Source organism: Betaproteobacteria bacterium (assembly GCA_016713305.1).
Lineage (GTDB): Bacteria > Pseudomonadota > Gammaproteobacteria > Burkholderiales.
In genome coordinates this window covers 92067-107923 of sequence record JADJPK010000010.1, presented here as the reverse complement: position 1 = coordinate 107923, position 15857 = coordinate 92067, and the positions used below count along the sequence as shown (strand labels likewise).

Annotated in this window: 10 protein-coding genes; 4 read left to right on the top strand and 6 right to left on the bottom strand. The window is 66.0% G+C overall.

Going from position 1 to position 15857, the window contains the following annotated elements; all coding sequences use genetic code 11:
* Positions 1-1811 precede the first annotated feature (1811 nt).
* Positions 1812-5996, top strand: a complete 4185-nt coding sequence (locus IPK20_14520; protein MBK8017810.1) for a CHAT domain-containing protein — start codon at positions 1812-1814, stop codon at positions 5994-5996.
* 115 nt (positions 5997-6111) lie between these two features.
* Here the strand turns inward: IPK20_14520 and IPK20_14515 are convergent, their stop codons facing one another.
* The 6 genes from IPK20_14515 to IPK20_14490 all read right to left on the bottom strand — a co-directional run bounded on the left by IPK20_14515 (position 6112) and on the right by IPK20_14490 (position 13802).
* Positions 6112-6840 carry a PEP-CTERM sorting domain-containing protein gene (locus IPK20_14515; GenBank protein ID MBK8017809.1) on the bottom strand — a complete coding sequence of 243 codons (729 nt, stop codon included), beginning with the start codon at positions 6838-6840 and terminating at the stop codon, positions 6112-6114.
* 295 nt (positions 6841-7135) lie between these two features.
* Positions 7136-10234, bottom strand: coding sequence for an efflux RND transporter permease subunit (locus tag IPK20_14510; protein ID MBK8017808.1), 3099 nt, complete (start codon positions 10232-10234; stop codon positions 7136-7138).
* Positions 10235-10318: 84 nt separating this feature from the next.
* Positions 10319-11512, bottom strand: a complete 1194-nt coding sequence (locus IPK20_14505) for an efflux RND transporter periplasmic adaptor subunit (protein ID MBK8017807.1) — start codon at positions 11510-11512, stop codon at positions 10319-10321.
* Positions 11509-12759: a TolC family protein gene (locus IPK20_14500; protein MBK8017806.1), complete on the bottom strand. Its 1251-nt coding sequence runs from the start codon at positions 12757-12759 to the stop codon at positions 11509-11511. The genes IPK20_14505 and IPK20_14500 overlap by 4 nt, the downstream gene beginning before the upstream one ends.
* Positions 12760-12903: 144 nt before the next feature.
* Positions 12904-13266, bottom strand: a complete 363-nt coding sequence (locus IPK20_14495; protein ID MBK8017805.1) for a hypothetical protein — start codon at positions 13264-13266, stop codon at positions 12904-12906.
* 116 nt (positions 13267-13382) lie between these two features.
* Positions 13383-13802 (bottom strand): NUDIX domain-containing protein, encoded by a 420-nt coding sequence (locus tag IPK20_14490; protein ID MBK8017804.1) that lies wholly within the window; start codon positions 13800-13802, stop codon positions 13383-13385.
* A gap of 315 nt (positions 13803-14117) precedes the next feature.
* Here IPK20_14490 and flgB point away from each other — a divergent pair, with 315 nt between their 5' ends.
* Genes flgB through IPK20_14475 form a run of 3 tightly spaced genes read left to right on the top strand, consistent with a single transcriptional unit; the run spans position 14118 to position 15846 of the window.
* Positions 14118-14516 (top strand): flagellar basal body rod protein FlgB, encoded by a 399-nt coding sequence (gene flgB / locus IPK20_14485; protein ID MBK8017803.1) that lies wholly within the window; start codon positions 14118-14120, stop codon positions 14514-14516.
* Positions 14516-14923: a flagellar basal body rod protein FlgC gene (gene flgC / locus IPK20_14480; GenBank protein ID MBK8017802.1), complete on the top strand. Its 408-nt coding sequence runs from the start codon at positions 14516-14518 to the stop codon at positions 14921-14923. Before flgB ends, flgC begins: the two co-directional genes overlap by 1 nt.
* A gap of 2 nt (positions 14924-14925) precedes the next feature.
* Positions 14926-15846: a hypothetical protein gene (locus IPK20_14475; protein MBK8017801.1), complete on the top strand. Its 921-nt coding sequence runs from the start codon at positions 14926-14928 to the stop codon at positions 15844-15846.
* Positions 15847-15857: the final 11 nt, after the last annotated feature.

The following is a 15857-nucleotide window of genomic DNA, read 5'->3' as shown; positions in this document are numbered from 1 at the left end:
GCCGCCCCGCGGATGCTGGGCGGTGGTTCGCGAGCCGCTTCCGATCCGGCCGACCTGTTCCTGCCGGAAGGGTTCGTCGAAGTCGTGGAAGCCTACGATCTCACGCGGGCCGCCCGCGACGTCGCGGCGGCCGCCCCGTCGACCATGGCCGCCCAGGGCGGCGAAGTCCTCGTGCTGGAGCTGGGCGAGGGCGTCAGCATCTTCACCTCGCCGCAGACGCTCGAGGAAGTCCTGGAACGCATCGATCCCGCGTCGGTCGGGGGCGGGATCGCCGACCTCGACGCGTTGCGGCGCCATGGGCAACAGACGCGCGGCTGGGTGAGCGACGCCGTCGGCGAACTCGTCGAGCGCGTCTTCCGCGTCAAGGTGGGCACGGCGGCCGATCCGATCCTCGACGCCGCCCGGCACAAGCTCGCAGAATGGCTCGGTACCAAGGCGGAAGAGAAGCTTCGCGATGTCGCCGGGCTCGGGGTCACCTGGCTTGGCACCAAGGCCCTCATGTGGGCCATCGAGAGCCGTCTCCAGCGCGAACCGGGCCTGTACCGCTGGGTCGGGGCCCAGGGCGAACCCACCGATCTCATCTCCGTGGGCGACGACCGGCTCGCGCAGGAGGGAAGACAGGGGCCGATGCTCGTCTTCATCCACGGTACCGGATCGAACAGCAGCGGGAGCTTCGGCGATCTCAAGAACGTCTCGCAGGAAGACTGGCGGGACCTGCAGGCACGATTCGGCGATCGCATCTACGCCTTCGAGCACCGCACGTTCTCGGAGAGCCCCATCGAGAACGCGCTCGCGCTGGCCCGCGTGCTGCCTCAGGGCGCGCAGATCAGCGTCGTCACTCATTCGCGTGGCGGACTGGTGGGCGATTTCCTGTGCCTGGAGCGGGTTGACGACACGCTCGTGCGCGAGTGCTTCGGCGATCCGGATCCGAGGCCGGGGGAGGACGAGGGGCAGCGCGCAGTGCGCGAGGCCTGCAGCCACGGCTACGCCGAACACCGGGCGAAGCTCGGGGAGCTCGCGATCGTGCTGCGGGAGAAGCGGCTGCGCGTCGACCGCTACGTGCGCGTCGCGAGCCCCGCACGCGGCACACGCCTGGCCAGCGCCAACCTCGATGTGTTCCTGTCGGGCCTGCTCTCCCTGATCGGTCTGGTGCCGGTACTGGCGGCAAGCCCGCTGTACTCCGCCGTCAAGCGCATCGTCCTGGAGATCGCGAAGAACCGGACCCGCCCCGAGATGGTTCCCGGCATCGAGGCGATGCTGCCGGACTCGCCGACCGCGCGCTTCCTCGCGCGTTCGGAGCCGCGGGAAGGCATGCAACTCGCCGTCATCGCCGGCGACATCGAAGGCGGCGGCGTGCTGAAGAAGCTGGGCGTGTTGTTCACCGACTACCTCTTCTTCGATCGTGTGGACAACGATCTGGTTGTCGACACCGATTCCATGTACGCGGGCCTCGCCCGCCCGGCGCTGGCCCACAGCCGCTTCGAGCAGGGGCCCAAGGTCAACCACTTCCGCTACTTCGAGAACGCCGATTCCCGGGCGGCGCTGGTCGAATGGCTCACGCTGCACGACCTCACCATCACGGAACGGTTCGAGCCGCTGCCCGCCACACCGGCGGAGCGTACGGCCGCCCAGGAGGCTGCCGCCGATCGGGACTTCCTCCTGCAACGGGGCGGGGAACGCGACGAAGGCGACCTGCCGATCGTGGTGATGCTGCCCGGTATCATGGGCTCGCACCTGCGGCTCATGGCCGGCGACGACCGCATCTGGTTCGATCCCCTCGATATCGTTGCCGGCGGTCTCGCCAAGCTCCGTTGGACGGGGAGGCGGACGATGTCGCGCCGGACAAGCTGTTCGACCGGTTCTACGGCAACCTGTGCGAACACCTGCTGCAGACGCACCGGGTCGAGCGCTTTCCATACGACTGGCGCAAGCCGGTGAGCGTGGCGGCGAACGCGCGGGCCGAGCGCATCGAGGCCTTGCTGGAAGGCAGCAAGGACCGGCCCGTGCCCATCCGTCTGCTCGCGCACAGCATGGGCGGGCTCGTCGTGCGGACCATGATCGCGGCGAGGCCCGATCTGTGGGAGGCGCTCAATGCGCGGCCCGGCGCGCGCTTCGTGATGCTGGGTACGCCCAACCAGGGTTCGCATTCCATGGTGGCGACTCTGCTCGGCAAGGACGAGACGGTCCGCAAGCTCGCGCGCTTCGTCGACATGAAACACGATCTGCAGGAGCTGCTGGACATCATCAAGGAATTCCGCGGCGCGCTGCAGCTCCTTCCGCGACCCGGCTTCGACGATGCCGCCGGCCGCAACGGCCAGTTCGCGGACTACTACGATCCGCAGCTCTGGCCCTCGTTCCGGGATCGGAACCGCGACTTCTGGTTCGGCAACGGGATCGTCGGCGCGCCGACCGGGGATGCCCTGGGCGACGCCGGCCGGATCTGGTCGGCTTCCCCCGAGTTCGCCGAGGGCCGCCTGCCGGCCCGCCATCGCGAGAACATCGTCTACGTGTGCGGCGTGGCCGAGAAGACGCCCTGCGGTGTGCGTCTGGAGGGTGATCGCTGGAAGATGCTGTCGTGCGCCGAGGGAGACGGCACGGTCACATGGCGTTCGGGCCTGATCGGCGGACTCGAGGAGAATCGCAACGTCTATTTCCTGAGGGCGGAGCACGGCGCGCTCGCGGATACCGAGGAAGCGTTCCCCGCGCTCGTCGAGCTGCTCGCGGAGGGCAAGCCTCGGGCAACAGACGTGCTGACGGTCACGCGGCCTGCAGCGCGCACGGCGGGGGAGGTGCTGGCCTACGAGCCGGGACCGGTGCCTTTGCCCAGCAGCGGCGAGATCCTCGATGCGCTGGCCGGCAGCCGCCGGCCCCGCAAGGCGCGCCCGGCCGCCCGGCCCGTCCTGGAGGTGTCCTGCGCCGCGATGGATCTGCGCCAATGCCATTCGCCCGTGATGGTGGGGCACTACGAGCAGGATGCGATCTCGGGCGCGGAGTCCCTGATCGACCGGGAGCTGGTGGGCGGCGAGCTCACCATGCGGCACCACCTGGGGCTCTACGCGGGGCGGATGGGCACGGCCACTGTCGTGCTCTTCTCCCGCAACGACGAAGAGCGGCGGCGGGGCAGCGCGCGCGGAGCCGTCGTGATCGGACTGGGCGAGCTGGGCAACCTCACCATGGGCAGCCTCACGGAAGCCGCGCGCACGGGAACGCTCCGATACCTGCTGCAACTCGTGGACAACCAGGGCGGCGTTCACCGGGCGGCGCAGGGGTCCACCGACATCGGGCTCTCGAGTCTGCTCATCGGACACAATTCCACGACGAACATCAGCGTCGAGGATTCCGTCGGGGCGATCGTGCGCGGTGTCCTGGAGGCGAATCAGCAATTCGCCGAGAACATGAAGCAGCCCATGCGCGTCACCCGGCTCGATCTGGTCGAGATGTATCTCGACACGGCCATCGGTGCGACCCGAGCGCTCCAGCGCGTGGCGAAGCGGCTGAACGCGGACGCCTCGAGATACGGCATGCGTGTCCAGCCGCAGCCGTTCCTCACGCAGCGCAAGGGCTGGCACTACCGCCTCGACGCGCCCGAGTCCAACGGCTATTGGCCACGTCTCATCGTCACGGATGCCGATGTGGAAGGCGGGCGCCTGCCGGGCGATGCCAACCGCAGCCCGGCGCGCGCCCTCAAGTTTCTCTATCTCGCCCAGCGTGCGCGGGCCGAGACGCAGGAGAAACAGCGTCAGCCTGGGCTCATCGAAGCGCTCGTGAGCAACAGCCTCACGCGCACCGGTTATTCCGAAGAGCTGTCGCGCACGCTCTTCCAGCTCCTGATCCCCAACGACTTCAAGGAAGTCGCCCGGCAGCTCGGCCGCCTCGTCCTGGTCGTGGACGCGTACACCGCCAACCTTCCGTGGGAACTGATGCTCGCCGAAAAGGAGCCGCTGTGCGTCCGCGCGTGGGTCGTCCGCCAGCTTGCGTCGGGGCAGTATCGCAGCCGCGTGCGTCAGACGCTGGACCCCCTCGCGCTGGTCGTGGGCAATCCGTCCACGAAGGGCTTCGGAAAGGTCTTCCATTCGGCGGACGGAACGCCCTATCCCGATCCGCCGGCGCTGGCGGGAGCCGAGAACGAAGCGCGGGCCGTGGTGCAGGCGCTCGGGGCCGCCGGATTCTCCGTGACCGAAGCGATCGGGACATCGTCCATGGCGCTGGATGTCATCAACAAGCTGTACCAGCGTCCCTATCGCATCGTCCACATCGCTTCCCACGGTCTGTTCGAGCAGCGGGCGGCGGATGGAACGCTGCGCACCGGGGCCATCCTTTCCGATGGCGTGCTGCTGACCGCCGCGGAGATCGACTCCATGGAGGTGGTTCCGGATCTCGTGTTCCTGAACTGCTGCCACCTGGCGCAGACGGGAGCGGCGCAGCCGGGCATCGCATTCAACCGCCTGGCCTACAGCATCTCCCGGCAGCTGATCGAGATGGGGGTGCGTGCGGTCGTCGCAGCCGGCTGGGCGGTCGACGACGAAGCCGCAGAATACTTCGCGGCCGAATTCTACGGCGCCCTTCTGCGCGACAACCGGTCACTCGGCGAAGCGGCGTTCCTGGCGCGCAGCCACACCTACGAAAGGTTCGGCACGACGACCAATACCTGGGGTGCCTATCAAATCTACGGTGATCCGGGATACGTCGCCCAGCCCCAGGCGATGGATCGGGGAAGTTCCAACCTGCCCAGCCGGGCGCCGGTGGTTCCGGAAGAACTGCTGGGCGCGATCGAACGGGTATCCGCCTCGATCAGCACGGCGCCCGGCGCCATGGCACAGGATGCCGCCGCGCGGCATGCCGCCAGGGCCGAGAAGCTCTTGAAGGACTGTCCGGAGGCCTGGGGTGCGCGCCCCGATGTCCGCTACGCGCTCGGGCAGCTCTACGGTGCGCTCGGGCGGTCGTATTTCCCCGTGGCGCGCGACCACTTCGTTGCGGCCCTGCAAAGCACCGATCGCGACCGCTCCGTGCCGACGCGTGCGATCGAGGAACTGGTCAATCTGGAGGCGAGGGTCGCCGACGAATCCGATGCCGCGGGATTGAAGGCGGTGGCGGTCTCGGGCCGCACGATGACGCCGCTCGAACTGGTCGAAAGCGCCATTGGCCGACTGGAGAAGTTCGGCTCGGTCATCGACGGAGACGGCGCGCCGGGACCGAACAACCGCGAACGTGCCGCCCTTCTGGGCGGCGCCTGCAAGCGCAAGGCCGCCATCATCGGGCGTGCCCTCATCGCCCGCCGGCCGGGTGCGCGGATGGAGGATCTTCTGGAATCGCTCGAGCGCGGCATCGAGGCGTACGAGACGGCCGCCGGCAAACCGGACGATGCCGACTACAGGTCTTACATCGCGCTCAATGCGCTGGGCTTGCGTGCGACGGAGCGCGGACGGGAACCCGCTCCGCCTTCGCAGCGGCAGGCGTGGCTCGCGCAGGTTCGATTGTGCCGGGAGCGGGCCCACACCGGCTTCCGTTCCATGCCCGATTTCTGGAACGCCGTGATGCCTGCCGATTCCGCAGTGGTCGAGTCGATCATCGTGGGGGACCTGGCGACGGCGGGGCAGGCCGGCGAGGAGACGCTGCAACGCCTGAAGGACGACTACGGCGAAGCGCTGAGCAGCGTGCGTGGCACGCCGCGGGAACTCGATTCCGTGGTCAAGCAACTGGATCTGCTGAGCCTGTTCCTCAAGGTGAAGAGCGTGCTAGCGGCATCCCGGACCGATGCCACGGCGACCGCGCGCCTGTCGAAGCGGCTCGCCCAATTGGCCAATCATCTTTGTCCCGGCAGTTGCCGGCTGGATGACGACGAGCCGGTCGGTCCTGCCGATTCCGGCGAGGTGGGGGATGCACCGAAGCCTGGGCCGGTCCGGAAGAAAACCGCCAAGCGGGTCAGACCGGAACCCGCGCCGGCAAAGGCGAGGAAACCGGCAACGAAGAAGGGCGCATCGACGAAGCGGAAATGATCGACGGCAGGGCGTGCCGGACGACTGGGAAAGCCCGGGGGTTCCGTACAGGGAACGGAACCCCCGGCCATGCTGCAGCGGACGTCGGAAGTCCTGCTCCGCTGCGCCCCAACACTCAGGCCTGAGTGCCGCGATCACCGCGGCGGCGCCAGGCAAGTAGTCCCATCGCGCCCAGGCCGGCGGCCATGGAGGCGAAAGTGGCAGGTTCGGGAACCGCTGCCACGTCTCCGGTACGCACGGCCCAGGCATAGCGAAGGTCCGTCTTGAGCCACGTCAGCTGTGGTCCGGCGTCCGTGTGGAAGGTCCAGGCCTTGGTGGGATCGTTGCCGGCTTCGCCGGCATACCAGTAGTAGCTCGCCTGGAGATTCTTCACGAGTCCGACGTCGTTCTGGTCGCCAAACGAACCGGTGCCGTTGCCGAAGATGCCGTAATCGGGCTGCGGGCCGACACCGCTCGTGTTCGCCCACCCTTTCAAGCCCAGATTCACGTAATACATGTACGCGAGTTCGGCGTGCTCGCTCGTGACGTTGTAGGCGCGGTCCGTCGAGCCGTCGAAGGTGAACGAGTAGACGTAATCGGTGCCGTTAACGGGCGTGTTGACGGCGAGACGCCAGTCGTCGTAGTCGACGTTCCTGACGGCATCGTGGTAGACAAGCGATTCGGCCCACTCATTGGCCGCCTGCCACGTCATCCTGCCATCGGCGTCGAAGCCGGAGGTCTTGGCGTAGTTCGCATCCTGCAGCCAGGTTACGTTCAGCACGTCGTCGTAGAGCAGTCCGCCTCCGCGATCCTGCAGCGCTGCCTGTGATCCGCCACTGATCGCCATGCCGACGACCCATGCCACCACCGTTCCTGTCCGTTGCATCCCCTGGCCCCATCCATTTGTCGGTTCTTGTGCTCCGGCCGCGAAGCGATTATCCGGGCGCGGATTTATCACCTGCACACACCGTGTCCGAGCGCACCGCATTGCATGGCGCAGCGCTGCATGACAACGGCGAATGTCAGACGGACCGAATTGTGGCGTGCACCGATGACGACGATAAGCGACACATTGACGCACGCGACCGAATGCCGCATGGCGGGAAGCCGCGTTTGCGCACCCGGTTCCCGCCGCGGTCACGCAGCGGGTGTTGCGCCGTTCAAGTGGAGACTTCCTTCTCCTCGAACCAGCGGTAGAGCGTGGGGACCACCACCAGCGTCAGCAGCGTGGACGTGATGAGACCCCCGATGACCACGATCGCGAGCGGACGCTGGACCTCGGAACCCGGTCCGGTGGCGAACAGGAAGGGGATGAGGCCCAGCATCGCGACGGTGGCCGTCATCAGCACCGGGCGGAACCGCATCGTGCAGCCTTGCACGATGGCGTCGACGCAGGTCATCCCTTCCTGCCGCAGGGACCGGATATACGACACCAGCACCACGCCGTTCAGCACGGCGATCCCCCATAGCGCGATGAAGCCCACCGACGCGGGCACGGACAGATACTCCCCGGTGACGAACAGCGCCACGACGCCGCCGATGGACGCGAACGGCAGGACCGTGATGATCAGTGCGGCGTAGCGCAACGAATTGAACAGCGTGAAGAGCAGGAAGAAGATGGCGGCGATGGTGATCGGCACGATGATCTTGAGCCGGCTCATCGCGCGTTCCATGTTCTCGAACTGGCCGCCCCACACCAGGAAGTAGCCCTCGGGCAGCTTCACCTCCGCGGCAATCTGGTCCTGGGCTTCCTTCACGTAGCTGCCGATGTCCCGGCCGCCGACGTTGGTGCCGACCACGATGCGGCGCTTGCCCTGTTCGCGGCTCGTCTGCACCGGACCGTCCACGACCTTGATGTCCGCCACTGCGCGAAGTGGAACGACGGCACCGCTGGGGCTGTTCAGCAGAATGTCCGAGATCACGTCGACCTTGTTGCGGAACTCCTCGGGAAACCGGACGACCGCGGGGAAGCGCCGCTCGCCTTCGTAGATCTCCGTGGCCACCTTGCCGCCGATGGCGGTCTCGATCACATCGTGCACGTCGGAGGCATTGAGGCCGTATCGCGCCATGGTCGCGCGTCGCAGGTCGACGGTGAGGTACTGCTGTCCCGTCAGTCGCTCGATGCGCAGATCCTGCGTTCCCTGAACGCGGTTCAGCACGCGCGCGATGTCGTCGCCCACCCGCTTCAGTTCGTCCAGGTCGTCACCGAAGATCTTGATGGCGACCTGGGAGCGCACGCCCGTGACCATCTCGTCCACCCGCTGGGCGATGGGCTGGTGCATGATGAGACTGATGCCCGGCAGGTCCTTGAGTTTCTCGCGTATCGCGGATTCGAAGTCTTCCTGGCTGCGTGTGCCTGCCGGCCACTGATCGCGCGCCACCAGCGACACCACCGGATCGGAATCGCTGTGAGGTTGCGGATCCGCCGGGCTTTCGCCGCGCCCCACCTTGTTCACGACCGTGCGCACGCCGGGAACCGAGGCAATGCGCTTCGAAGCTTCCATCTCCAGATTGAGCACCTCCTCGAACGACATGTTGGGCATGCGGGAGATGGCCGGCGTGATGGAGTTTTCCTTGAGCGTCGGAATGAACGACTTGCCCAGCAGCGGAAACAGGCTCACGGAATTTAGAAGGGCGATGACTGCGAAGATCACGGTCTTGCGCTCGTTGCGCAGGGCCGCATCCAGCAGGCGCAGATAGTTCCGCTTGAGGAAACGGATGGGCCGCGTGTCTTCCTCGTGACCACCCTTGAGGAAGTAGGCGCACAGCGCAGGCGTCAGCGTGAGGGCCAGCAGCAGGGATGCGCTCAGCGCGATGGCGATGGTGTAGGCCAGGGGCGCGAACATCTTGCCTTCCATGCCCTCCAGCGTCATGAGGGGCAGGAACACGAGGATGATGATGCCCACGCCGTACACGACAGGGGTCGCGACCTGCTGCACGGCTTCCAGGATGATGCGCAGCTTGCCTTCGCCCTTGCGGTGCGAGAGCTGCGCGAACGCGTTCTCCACCACGACGACGGCGCCGTCGACGATGAGGCCGATGGCGATCGCCAGCCCGCCGAGCGACATGAGATTGGCGGAGATGCCGAACTGGTTCATGGCCATGAAGGTGATCAGCGGGGCGATGCACAGTGACGCCACCACGATGAGGCTCGATCGCAGATCGCCCAGGAACACGAACAGCACCACGATCACCAGCGCGATGCCCTCGAGCAGCACCTTGACCACGGTCCACAGGGCGGAATCGACCAGTTCCGTGCGGTCGTAGAAGGGCACGATCTGCAGGCCGCCCGGCAGCATGCCCTTCGCGTTGATCTCCGCGACGCGCGCCTTCACGCGCGTCACGACCTCCTTGGCGTTTCCTCCCCGCAGCATCATCACGATGCCGCCGACCGCTTCGGTCTCGCCGTTCTTCACCAGGGCGCCCACGCGGACGGCGGCGCCGATCTTCACGTCGGCGACGTCGCGGATGAACACCGGCGTGCCGTTCTCTTCCTTCAGGACGATGTTGCGGATGTCGTCGATGGAGCGGATGAGCCCGATGCCGCGCACCAGGTACTGCTCGTCGCCCGTGGGCAGGATGCCGCCGCCCGAGTTCGCGTTGTTGCGGGTAAGCGCATCGTAGACCTCGTGGAGCGACAGCTCGTAGTGCCGCATCCGGTCCGGATTGACGAGCACCTGATACTGCCGTTCGAAGCCGCCCTGCGAATTGATCTCCGCCACGCCCTGGATCGAACGCAGCAGGGGCCGCACGACCCAGTCCTGTGCCGTGCGGCGCTCCATCAGTTCGTCTTCCGTGAGCTTGCGTCCCTTGTCGTCGGGCTTCTCCAGCGTGTACTGGTAGACCTCGCCCAGTCCGGTGCTGACCGGCCCCAGCACGGGCGAGATGTCTGCGGGCAGGCGCGAACGCACCTCGATGATCCTCTCCATGACGAGCTGGCGGGCGAAGTACACGTCCACATCATCGCGGAAGACGAGCGTGATGAGCGACAGCGCATTGCGGTTGAGCGATCGCATCTCCACTAGACCGGGCAGGCCTGTCATGGCGATCTCGACCGGGACGGTGATGAAGCGTTCCACTTCCTCCGGCGAGCGCCCCGGCGCCTCGGTGGCGATCTGGACCTGGACGTTGGTGACATCGGGAAAGGCATCGACCGAGAGATTCTGCATGGCGCGCACGCCGAAGGCGGCGAGAGCGACGGCCAGGACGACGAGAATGATTCGCTGCTGCAGCGAAAAACGGACGAGGGCGTTCAGCACGCGTGGTACTCCTGCGGCAATCGTTCGTGTTCAGGGAATGCCCGGCCGCGCGGTGGCGGTCCGGGCGATTGCGTCAGCTTCCTGTTACTGCAGGTTCTGCTTGCGTTCGTTGTTGAGGTGGAACGCACCTTCCGTGACGATGACGTCCTCTGCCGTCAGCCCGTCGAGGACGGGTCGCACGCCGTCGGATTCGTTGCCGAGGTTCACCTGGATGAGCCGGTAGCTGTTCTGTCCCTTGCGGACGAACACGTAGTCCCGGTTGTTCTCGCGGACCACGCCATCCACGGGGACGACGGCCCTTTTCTGCGGGTGATCCTGGATCAGCATGGTGGCCAGCATCGCCGGCCGGATCGTCCGGTCGGCGTTGTCCACTTCCGTGCGGGCCGTGACGGTGCGCGTTTCCGGGTTCACGATGGAACTCACGAATACGATGCGGCCTTCGATCGCGCGATTGCCCAGCGCGGGTATCTGCACCTGCACCACGTCGCCTTTCTTCACCAGATCCGACTGTTTCTCGGGTATCTCCGCCTGGACCCACAGCCGGGACAGGTCGGCCACGGTGAACACCGCGTCCGCGGGTTGCACCACCTGGCCCTGGGCGACCCTGCGTTCGATGATCGTTCCGCTGATGGATGCGACCAGAAAGGATTGCGAGTCCACCGTGCGCGAACGTTCGAGCTTCTCGATGCTCTTCTCCGACATGCCCAACACCTCGAGCTGGTCGTGCGCGGCGCTCAGTTCCGCTGCGGCTTGGGACTGCTCCGTCTCGCGTCGCTGGAGTTCGGCGGCGCCGATGACGTCTGCCTCGAAGAGCTGCTTGGCACGTTCCGCCGCACGTTCCGCGAGAATCTTGGCCGAATACGCCTTGAGGAAACTGAGCTGGGCGCTGGAAAGCTCCGTGCTGTTCAAGCTGGCGAGGATCTGTCCCTTCTGCACGTCCTGACCCAGGATGGCTCGCAATTCGGTGACCCGTCCGGTGACAGACGATCCAATGCGAGCCACGCGCGTCTCGTCCACGCTGGCGGATGCGGGGACGCGCAGCGTCTCGCGGAACTCCACCGACTGAACCGGCAAGGCCTTCACCCACTTCTGCGTCTCCGCGTCGGCCGAGACGGTCAGCGGATCCGACGATGCGCTCGCAGTGGCAGCGTTTCCGGCTGCGGTTGCGGCTGCGGCCTTGGGCGTCTCCTTGCTGGCGGGTTGATCCTTGGATCCACACGCCGCGATCATCAGGGTGGAGGCGAGGGTGCACGCGAGGGCGGCGTTGAGGCGGCTCATTTCGAGTCTCCGATCAGGTCTTTGGCGATGAGGCGTTCGATTTCCACGATGGCGGATTGCTTGTCGAAACGGGCGGCAAGGAAATCCGCGCGCACGGTGCGAAGGACACGTTGCGCATCGAGCACCTCCAGAAAACCCCGTTCACCGAAGCGGAATGCGGATTCGGCCACGCGCAAGGCGTTTTCCGCCTGGCGGATGAGGCCGCCTTCATAGGCGGCGATCTGCTGCCGTGCGACCAGCAAGCGGTTGTAGTTGATCTCCAGTTCTCCGCGCAGCAGCATCCGCTGCTGCTCTCCCAGCACGGCGGCCTGCTGCAGTCCGGCCACCGCTTCGCCGACCGGTCCCTGGCGCTGGTCCCACACGGGGATGGGAATGGAGACTCCGAAGAGCGTCCTGTTCTGATCGGGATCGCGGTCGACACCGGCGAACAGGGTGGGGCGCGGAACCTTCAGCGCGCGCTGTTCCTGGAGCCGGTATTCGGCGCGGCGCAGTTCCACTCGCGCACGCCGCAAGGCGGGGTGACGGTCCTGCATGGTCGTGTAGAGCGACTCGAGCGTCTCGTCGATCGTCGCGGGAACGAAGTCGCCGGCGACGTCCACGTCCGCATCGGTGGCGATGCCCAGAAGCAGCTTGAGCTGTGCGAGTGCCTGCGCAACACGGAGCCTGGCGCTCTGCGCCTGGTTCGTGGCATTGGCGAGTTCGGCTTCCACGCGGACCAGTTCGAAGCGTGCCCGCTCGCCTACGTTGACGCTCACCTCGATGCGATGGCGCGTCTGTTCCAGCAGTTTCTGGTTGTCGAGGGAGAGCTCGTATTCGGCCCGCCGGCGCAGCACCTGGTAGAAGGCCTGCTTCACGTCCGCCCGCAGCGTGATGAGCGACTCCTGGGCGTAGAGCTGCGCGCTCTCGAGTCCGGATTCCGCCTGACGGATACGCGGTTCCCGGTGCGAAGGAAGATCGATCGGCTGGCCGATGGATACGCTCACTCCCTGTCCGGAGGTGACTCCGGGGATTCGCGCCCGGACGCCGCCCCGCAGAGCCTCGATTTCGGGATTGGGGTATGCCTTCGCGGAGGTGGTTCCGCTGCGCGCGCGGTCCACTTCGGTCGCGGCGATCTTGAGGCGGGGGCTGTTCTTCTCGGCGAGTTCCAGCGCCCGGGTGAGCGTCAGGGCCTCGACGGCTTGCGCGGTTCCGGGAAGGCCGGAGAACAGCACGAGAGCGGCAGCCAGAAGGCTTGCGCGTAGTTTCATCGGTATACCTGCATGATGGCAGTTGCAGCAATGGCCGGACGGGTGGGCCCAGCGACTAGCAAGGATCATCCCGTGCCGGACGCTGCGCGGGATCCGAGGCTGACACCGGATTCCCCGCAACGGAGCGGGGAGGCCGGCGCACTGTCATGCGACCGGAGGAGGCCGGTGCAGGTTCGGAGGAGAACGGGTCTCGATGGATATGACCGCAGGCGCGAGACGCCCCACCATGGGCCGTACGCGCAGATCAGGGTACACCGGGAGTGCATGGGGATCGGAGTCCTCCATGTCGTCGACGCAGAATGCAGCCGAATGCGGCTCCTGAGGGGCGGTCAGCGACACGCTGTCGTCCTCGAAACCCGCATCTGCCAGAACCCCATCCGCCGCGAACGAGGCGAACGCGATCAGGAGGATGGCAAGCGCTGCCCGCAATGAGCTGCCGATGTCTATTTCTATTTCCCTGGAATTTGTTCTGTTCGTACCGCGATTGCCGGTTTGCATCGCGGACACGACACGGCTTGGTCGGTACGAGTCCCGCGAAGTTCCATCCGCCGGCAAATTATTCCGGCCCCCGGAGTATGAGCGATGCCTTCGCCCGGTGACAACCCCGGGGAATGGAAGGATTCTCAGTGCGTTCCATCGACGAGCGACTCCGCCCAGTCGAGCACTCTCCTTGTGCGGGGCACGAGCCGCGTCGCGGCATCGTCGAAGACCAGCCAGCGGAACTCGTGATGCTCCGGTCGCCCGGAAACCGGTGAAGGCTCGAGCCGCACATCGCCTCGGGGGCACTCCGCCAGGTAGTAACGGGCGATCTTGCCGCCGGCATAGGGCTCCGTCTCGATCCACAGATCCCCCCAGCGGAAATCCAGATCGGTCAGGGTGGTTTCTTCGCGGGTCTCGCGCCTGGCGGCCTCCAGCGGGCTTTCTCCCTGTTCGATCCGGCCCTTGGGAAAATCCCAGTACGCGAATGCGCGCAGAAGGAGGACGTTCCAGGCGTCCCGATTTCTTCGAACGACCACGACGCCTGCAGATCTGCGAGCTTTCATGGAGACCTGTCCGAGCCGAGAGGGGGCGGGCGATGCCCGGGGCATCGTCACGACGGAGGGATATTGACACATTCCGCGGTCGGCCGATCAAGCCGTCGACTGGCATGGCCCGGCGGCAAGCGCTTGCCGAGGCGGCAAGTTTGATTGAGTCCGCCATGCCGCGTCCTTGCCGGGAGATTCCAGCCGGCCATGGTCGCCGTCGATCCAAGTCAATGAAATACAAGAGGTTCTGTGGAGCGGCCGCGATGTCTGTGCAGGTGGCACGGCCTTCGCACCAGGCATGGCCGTAAACCTCCACCCACCGGTGAACCGATCATGCTGGACCGCTTGAACCGAGTCTTCGAACCCCACGAAAGGGCGTTGCGCCTGCGCGGGTACCGCAGCGAGATTCTGTCGGCCAACATCGCCAATGCCGATACGCCCAACTATCAAGCGCGGGATTTCGACTTCCAGGCCGCCTACCGGGGTGCGGTCGCGAAGGGCGATCTGGCCCTGACGCGCACCGATCCCAAGCACATGGGTGCGTCCGCCTCGAACGCCGGACCGTCGTGGCTCGCGTACCGCAATCCGGTCCAGCCTTCCATCGACGGCAACACCGTGGAACTCGACGCCGAGGTCGGCCGGTTTTCCGAGAACGCCCTGCGCTACCAGGCGGCACTCACCTTCACCAGCAACAGCATCCGCACTCTCGTGGCTGCGATACAGGGTCAGTGATGAGCCTCACGAACGTATTCGACATCGCCGCCTCGGCACTTTCCGCTCAGTCGCAGCGGCTGAACGTCGTGGCCTCGAACATGGCGAACGCCGACAGCGCGGTCAGCGCCGACGGCACGCCCTACCGCGGCAAGCAGGTCGTCTTCCAGGCGCAGATGCTGCGGCCCGGGAGCCTGGCCCCCGCAGTCGCGGTGAAGCAGGTGATCGACGACCCTTCGCCGCCGCGCCTCGTCTACGACCCGAAGCATCCGCTCGCGAACGCGCAAGGCTACGTCACCTTTCCGAACGTCAGCGTGGTGGAGGAGATGACCAACATGATCTCCGCCTCACGCTCGTACCAGATCAACACGGACGTGATGAACACGGCCAAGACCCTCATGTTGCGAACCCTGAGTCTCGGACAATAACCATGGCCACTGCTTCCACCACCGGTGTGACCGGCAACAGTTATCTCAACAGCCTCACCGGCACCAAGGCGAACAAGTCGGCCGAGGATCCGGAGAACCGGTTTCTCACGCTGCTCGTGAATCAGATGAAGAATCAGGATCCGCTGAATCCCATGGAGAACGCGGAAGTCACGAGCCAGCTCGCCCAGATCAGCACGGTGTCGGGAATCGACAAGCTGAACAAGACGCTGGAAAGCATGAGCGGCGCGTTCTCGAGCGCCCAATCGATGCAGGCCGGCAATCTCATCGGGCGCTATGTCACCTCGCAGTCCGACAGCGTGGTGTATCAGGGCCAGCCGATACCGCTGGGCTTCGCACTGGACGCGACCACCGCGAGCGGCACCCTCGTGGTCAAGAACGACAAGGGCAAGGTGGTCCATACCGAGGACTTCAAGGAAATGACGTCCGGCCGTCACGACCTCTGGTGGAACGGCGATGTGTCGCTGTCCAAGGCAGCCGCGTCCGGCCGATACACCTACGACGTGTCTTCCGTCGATGCGACGGGCAAGGCCACATCCGTCGCCAAGGACGTCGCGTTCACGTACGACGGCTCGTCCATCCAGCTTCCCATCGACGCCACCAGCGCGTCGGGGACGCTCAAGCTGACCATCAAGAATTCCAACGGCGAGACCATCCTGCAGAAGGATCTGGGCGCGAGTAGTGCGAATGCCTCCACCTATGCCTGGCAGGGGGACATCAACAAGGCCACGGGCGGTATCTACAGGTTCGAAGTGAGCACGCTCGGAGAGGATGGCAAGAAGCACAAGGTCGAGAAGACCTACGGCTTCTCGCCGGTGGACAGCGTGTCGCTCGCCAACGGGCTCACGGTCAATACCGTGGGCATGGGTGCCGTTCCTTTCAGCAGCATCGAGAGCGTCCTCTGAACGGCGCGAGT

Coding starts and splice junctions, on each gene's coding strand:
- IPK20_14505 (MBK8017807.1), bottom strand. CDS start 11,512: ATGAGCCGCCTCAACGCCGCCCTCGCGTGCACCCTCGCCTCCACCCTG.
- IPK20_14500 (MBK8017806.1), bottom strand. CDS start 12,759: ATGAAACTACGCGCAAGCCTTCTGGCTGCCGCTCTCGTGCTGTTCTCC.
- IPK20_14490 (MBK8017804.1), bottom strand. CDS start 13,802: ATGAAAGCTCGCAGATCTGCAGGCGTCGTGGTCGTTCGAAGAAATCGG.
- flgB (MBK8017803.1), top strand. CDS start 14,118: ATGCTGGACCGCTTGAACCGAGTCTTCGAACCCCACGAAAGGGCGTTG.
- flgC (MBK8017802.1), top strand. CDS start 14,516: ATGAGCCTCACGAACGTATTCGACATCGCCGCCTCGGCACTTTCCGCT.
- IPK20_14475 (MBK8017801.1), top strand. CDS start 14,926: ATGGCCACTGCTTCCACCACCGGTGTGACCGGCAACAGTTATCTCAAC.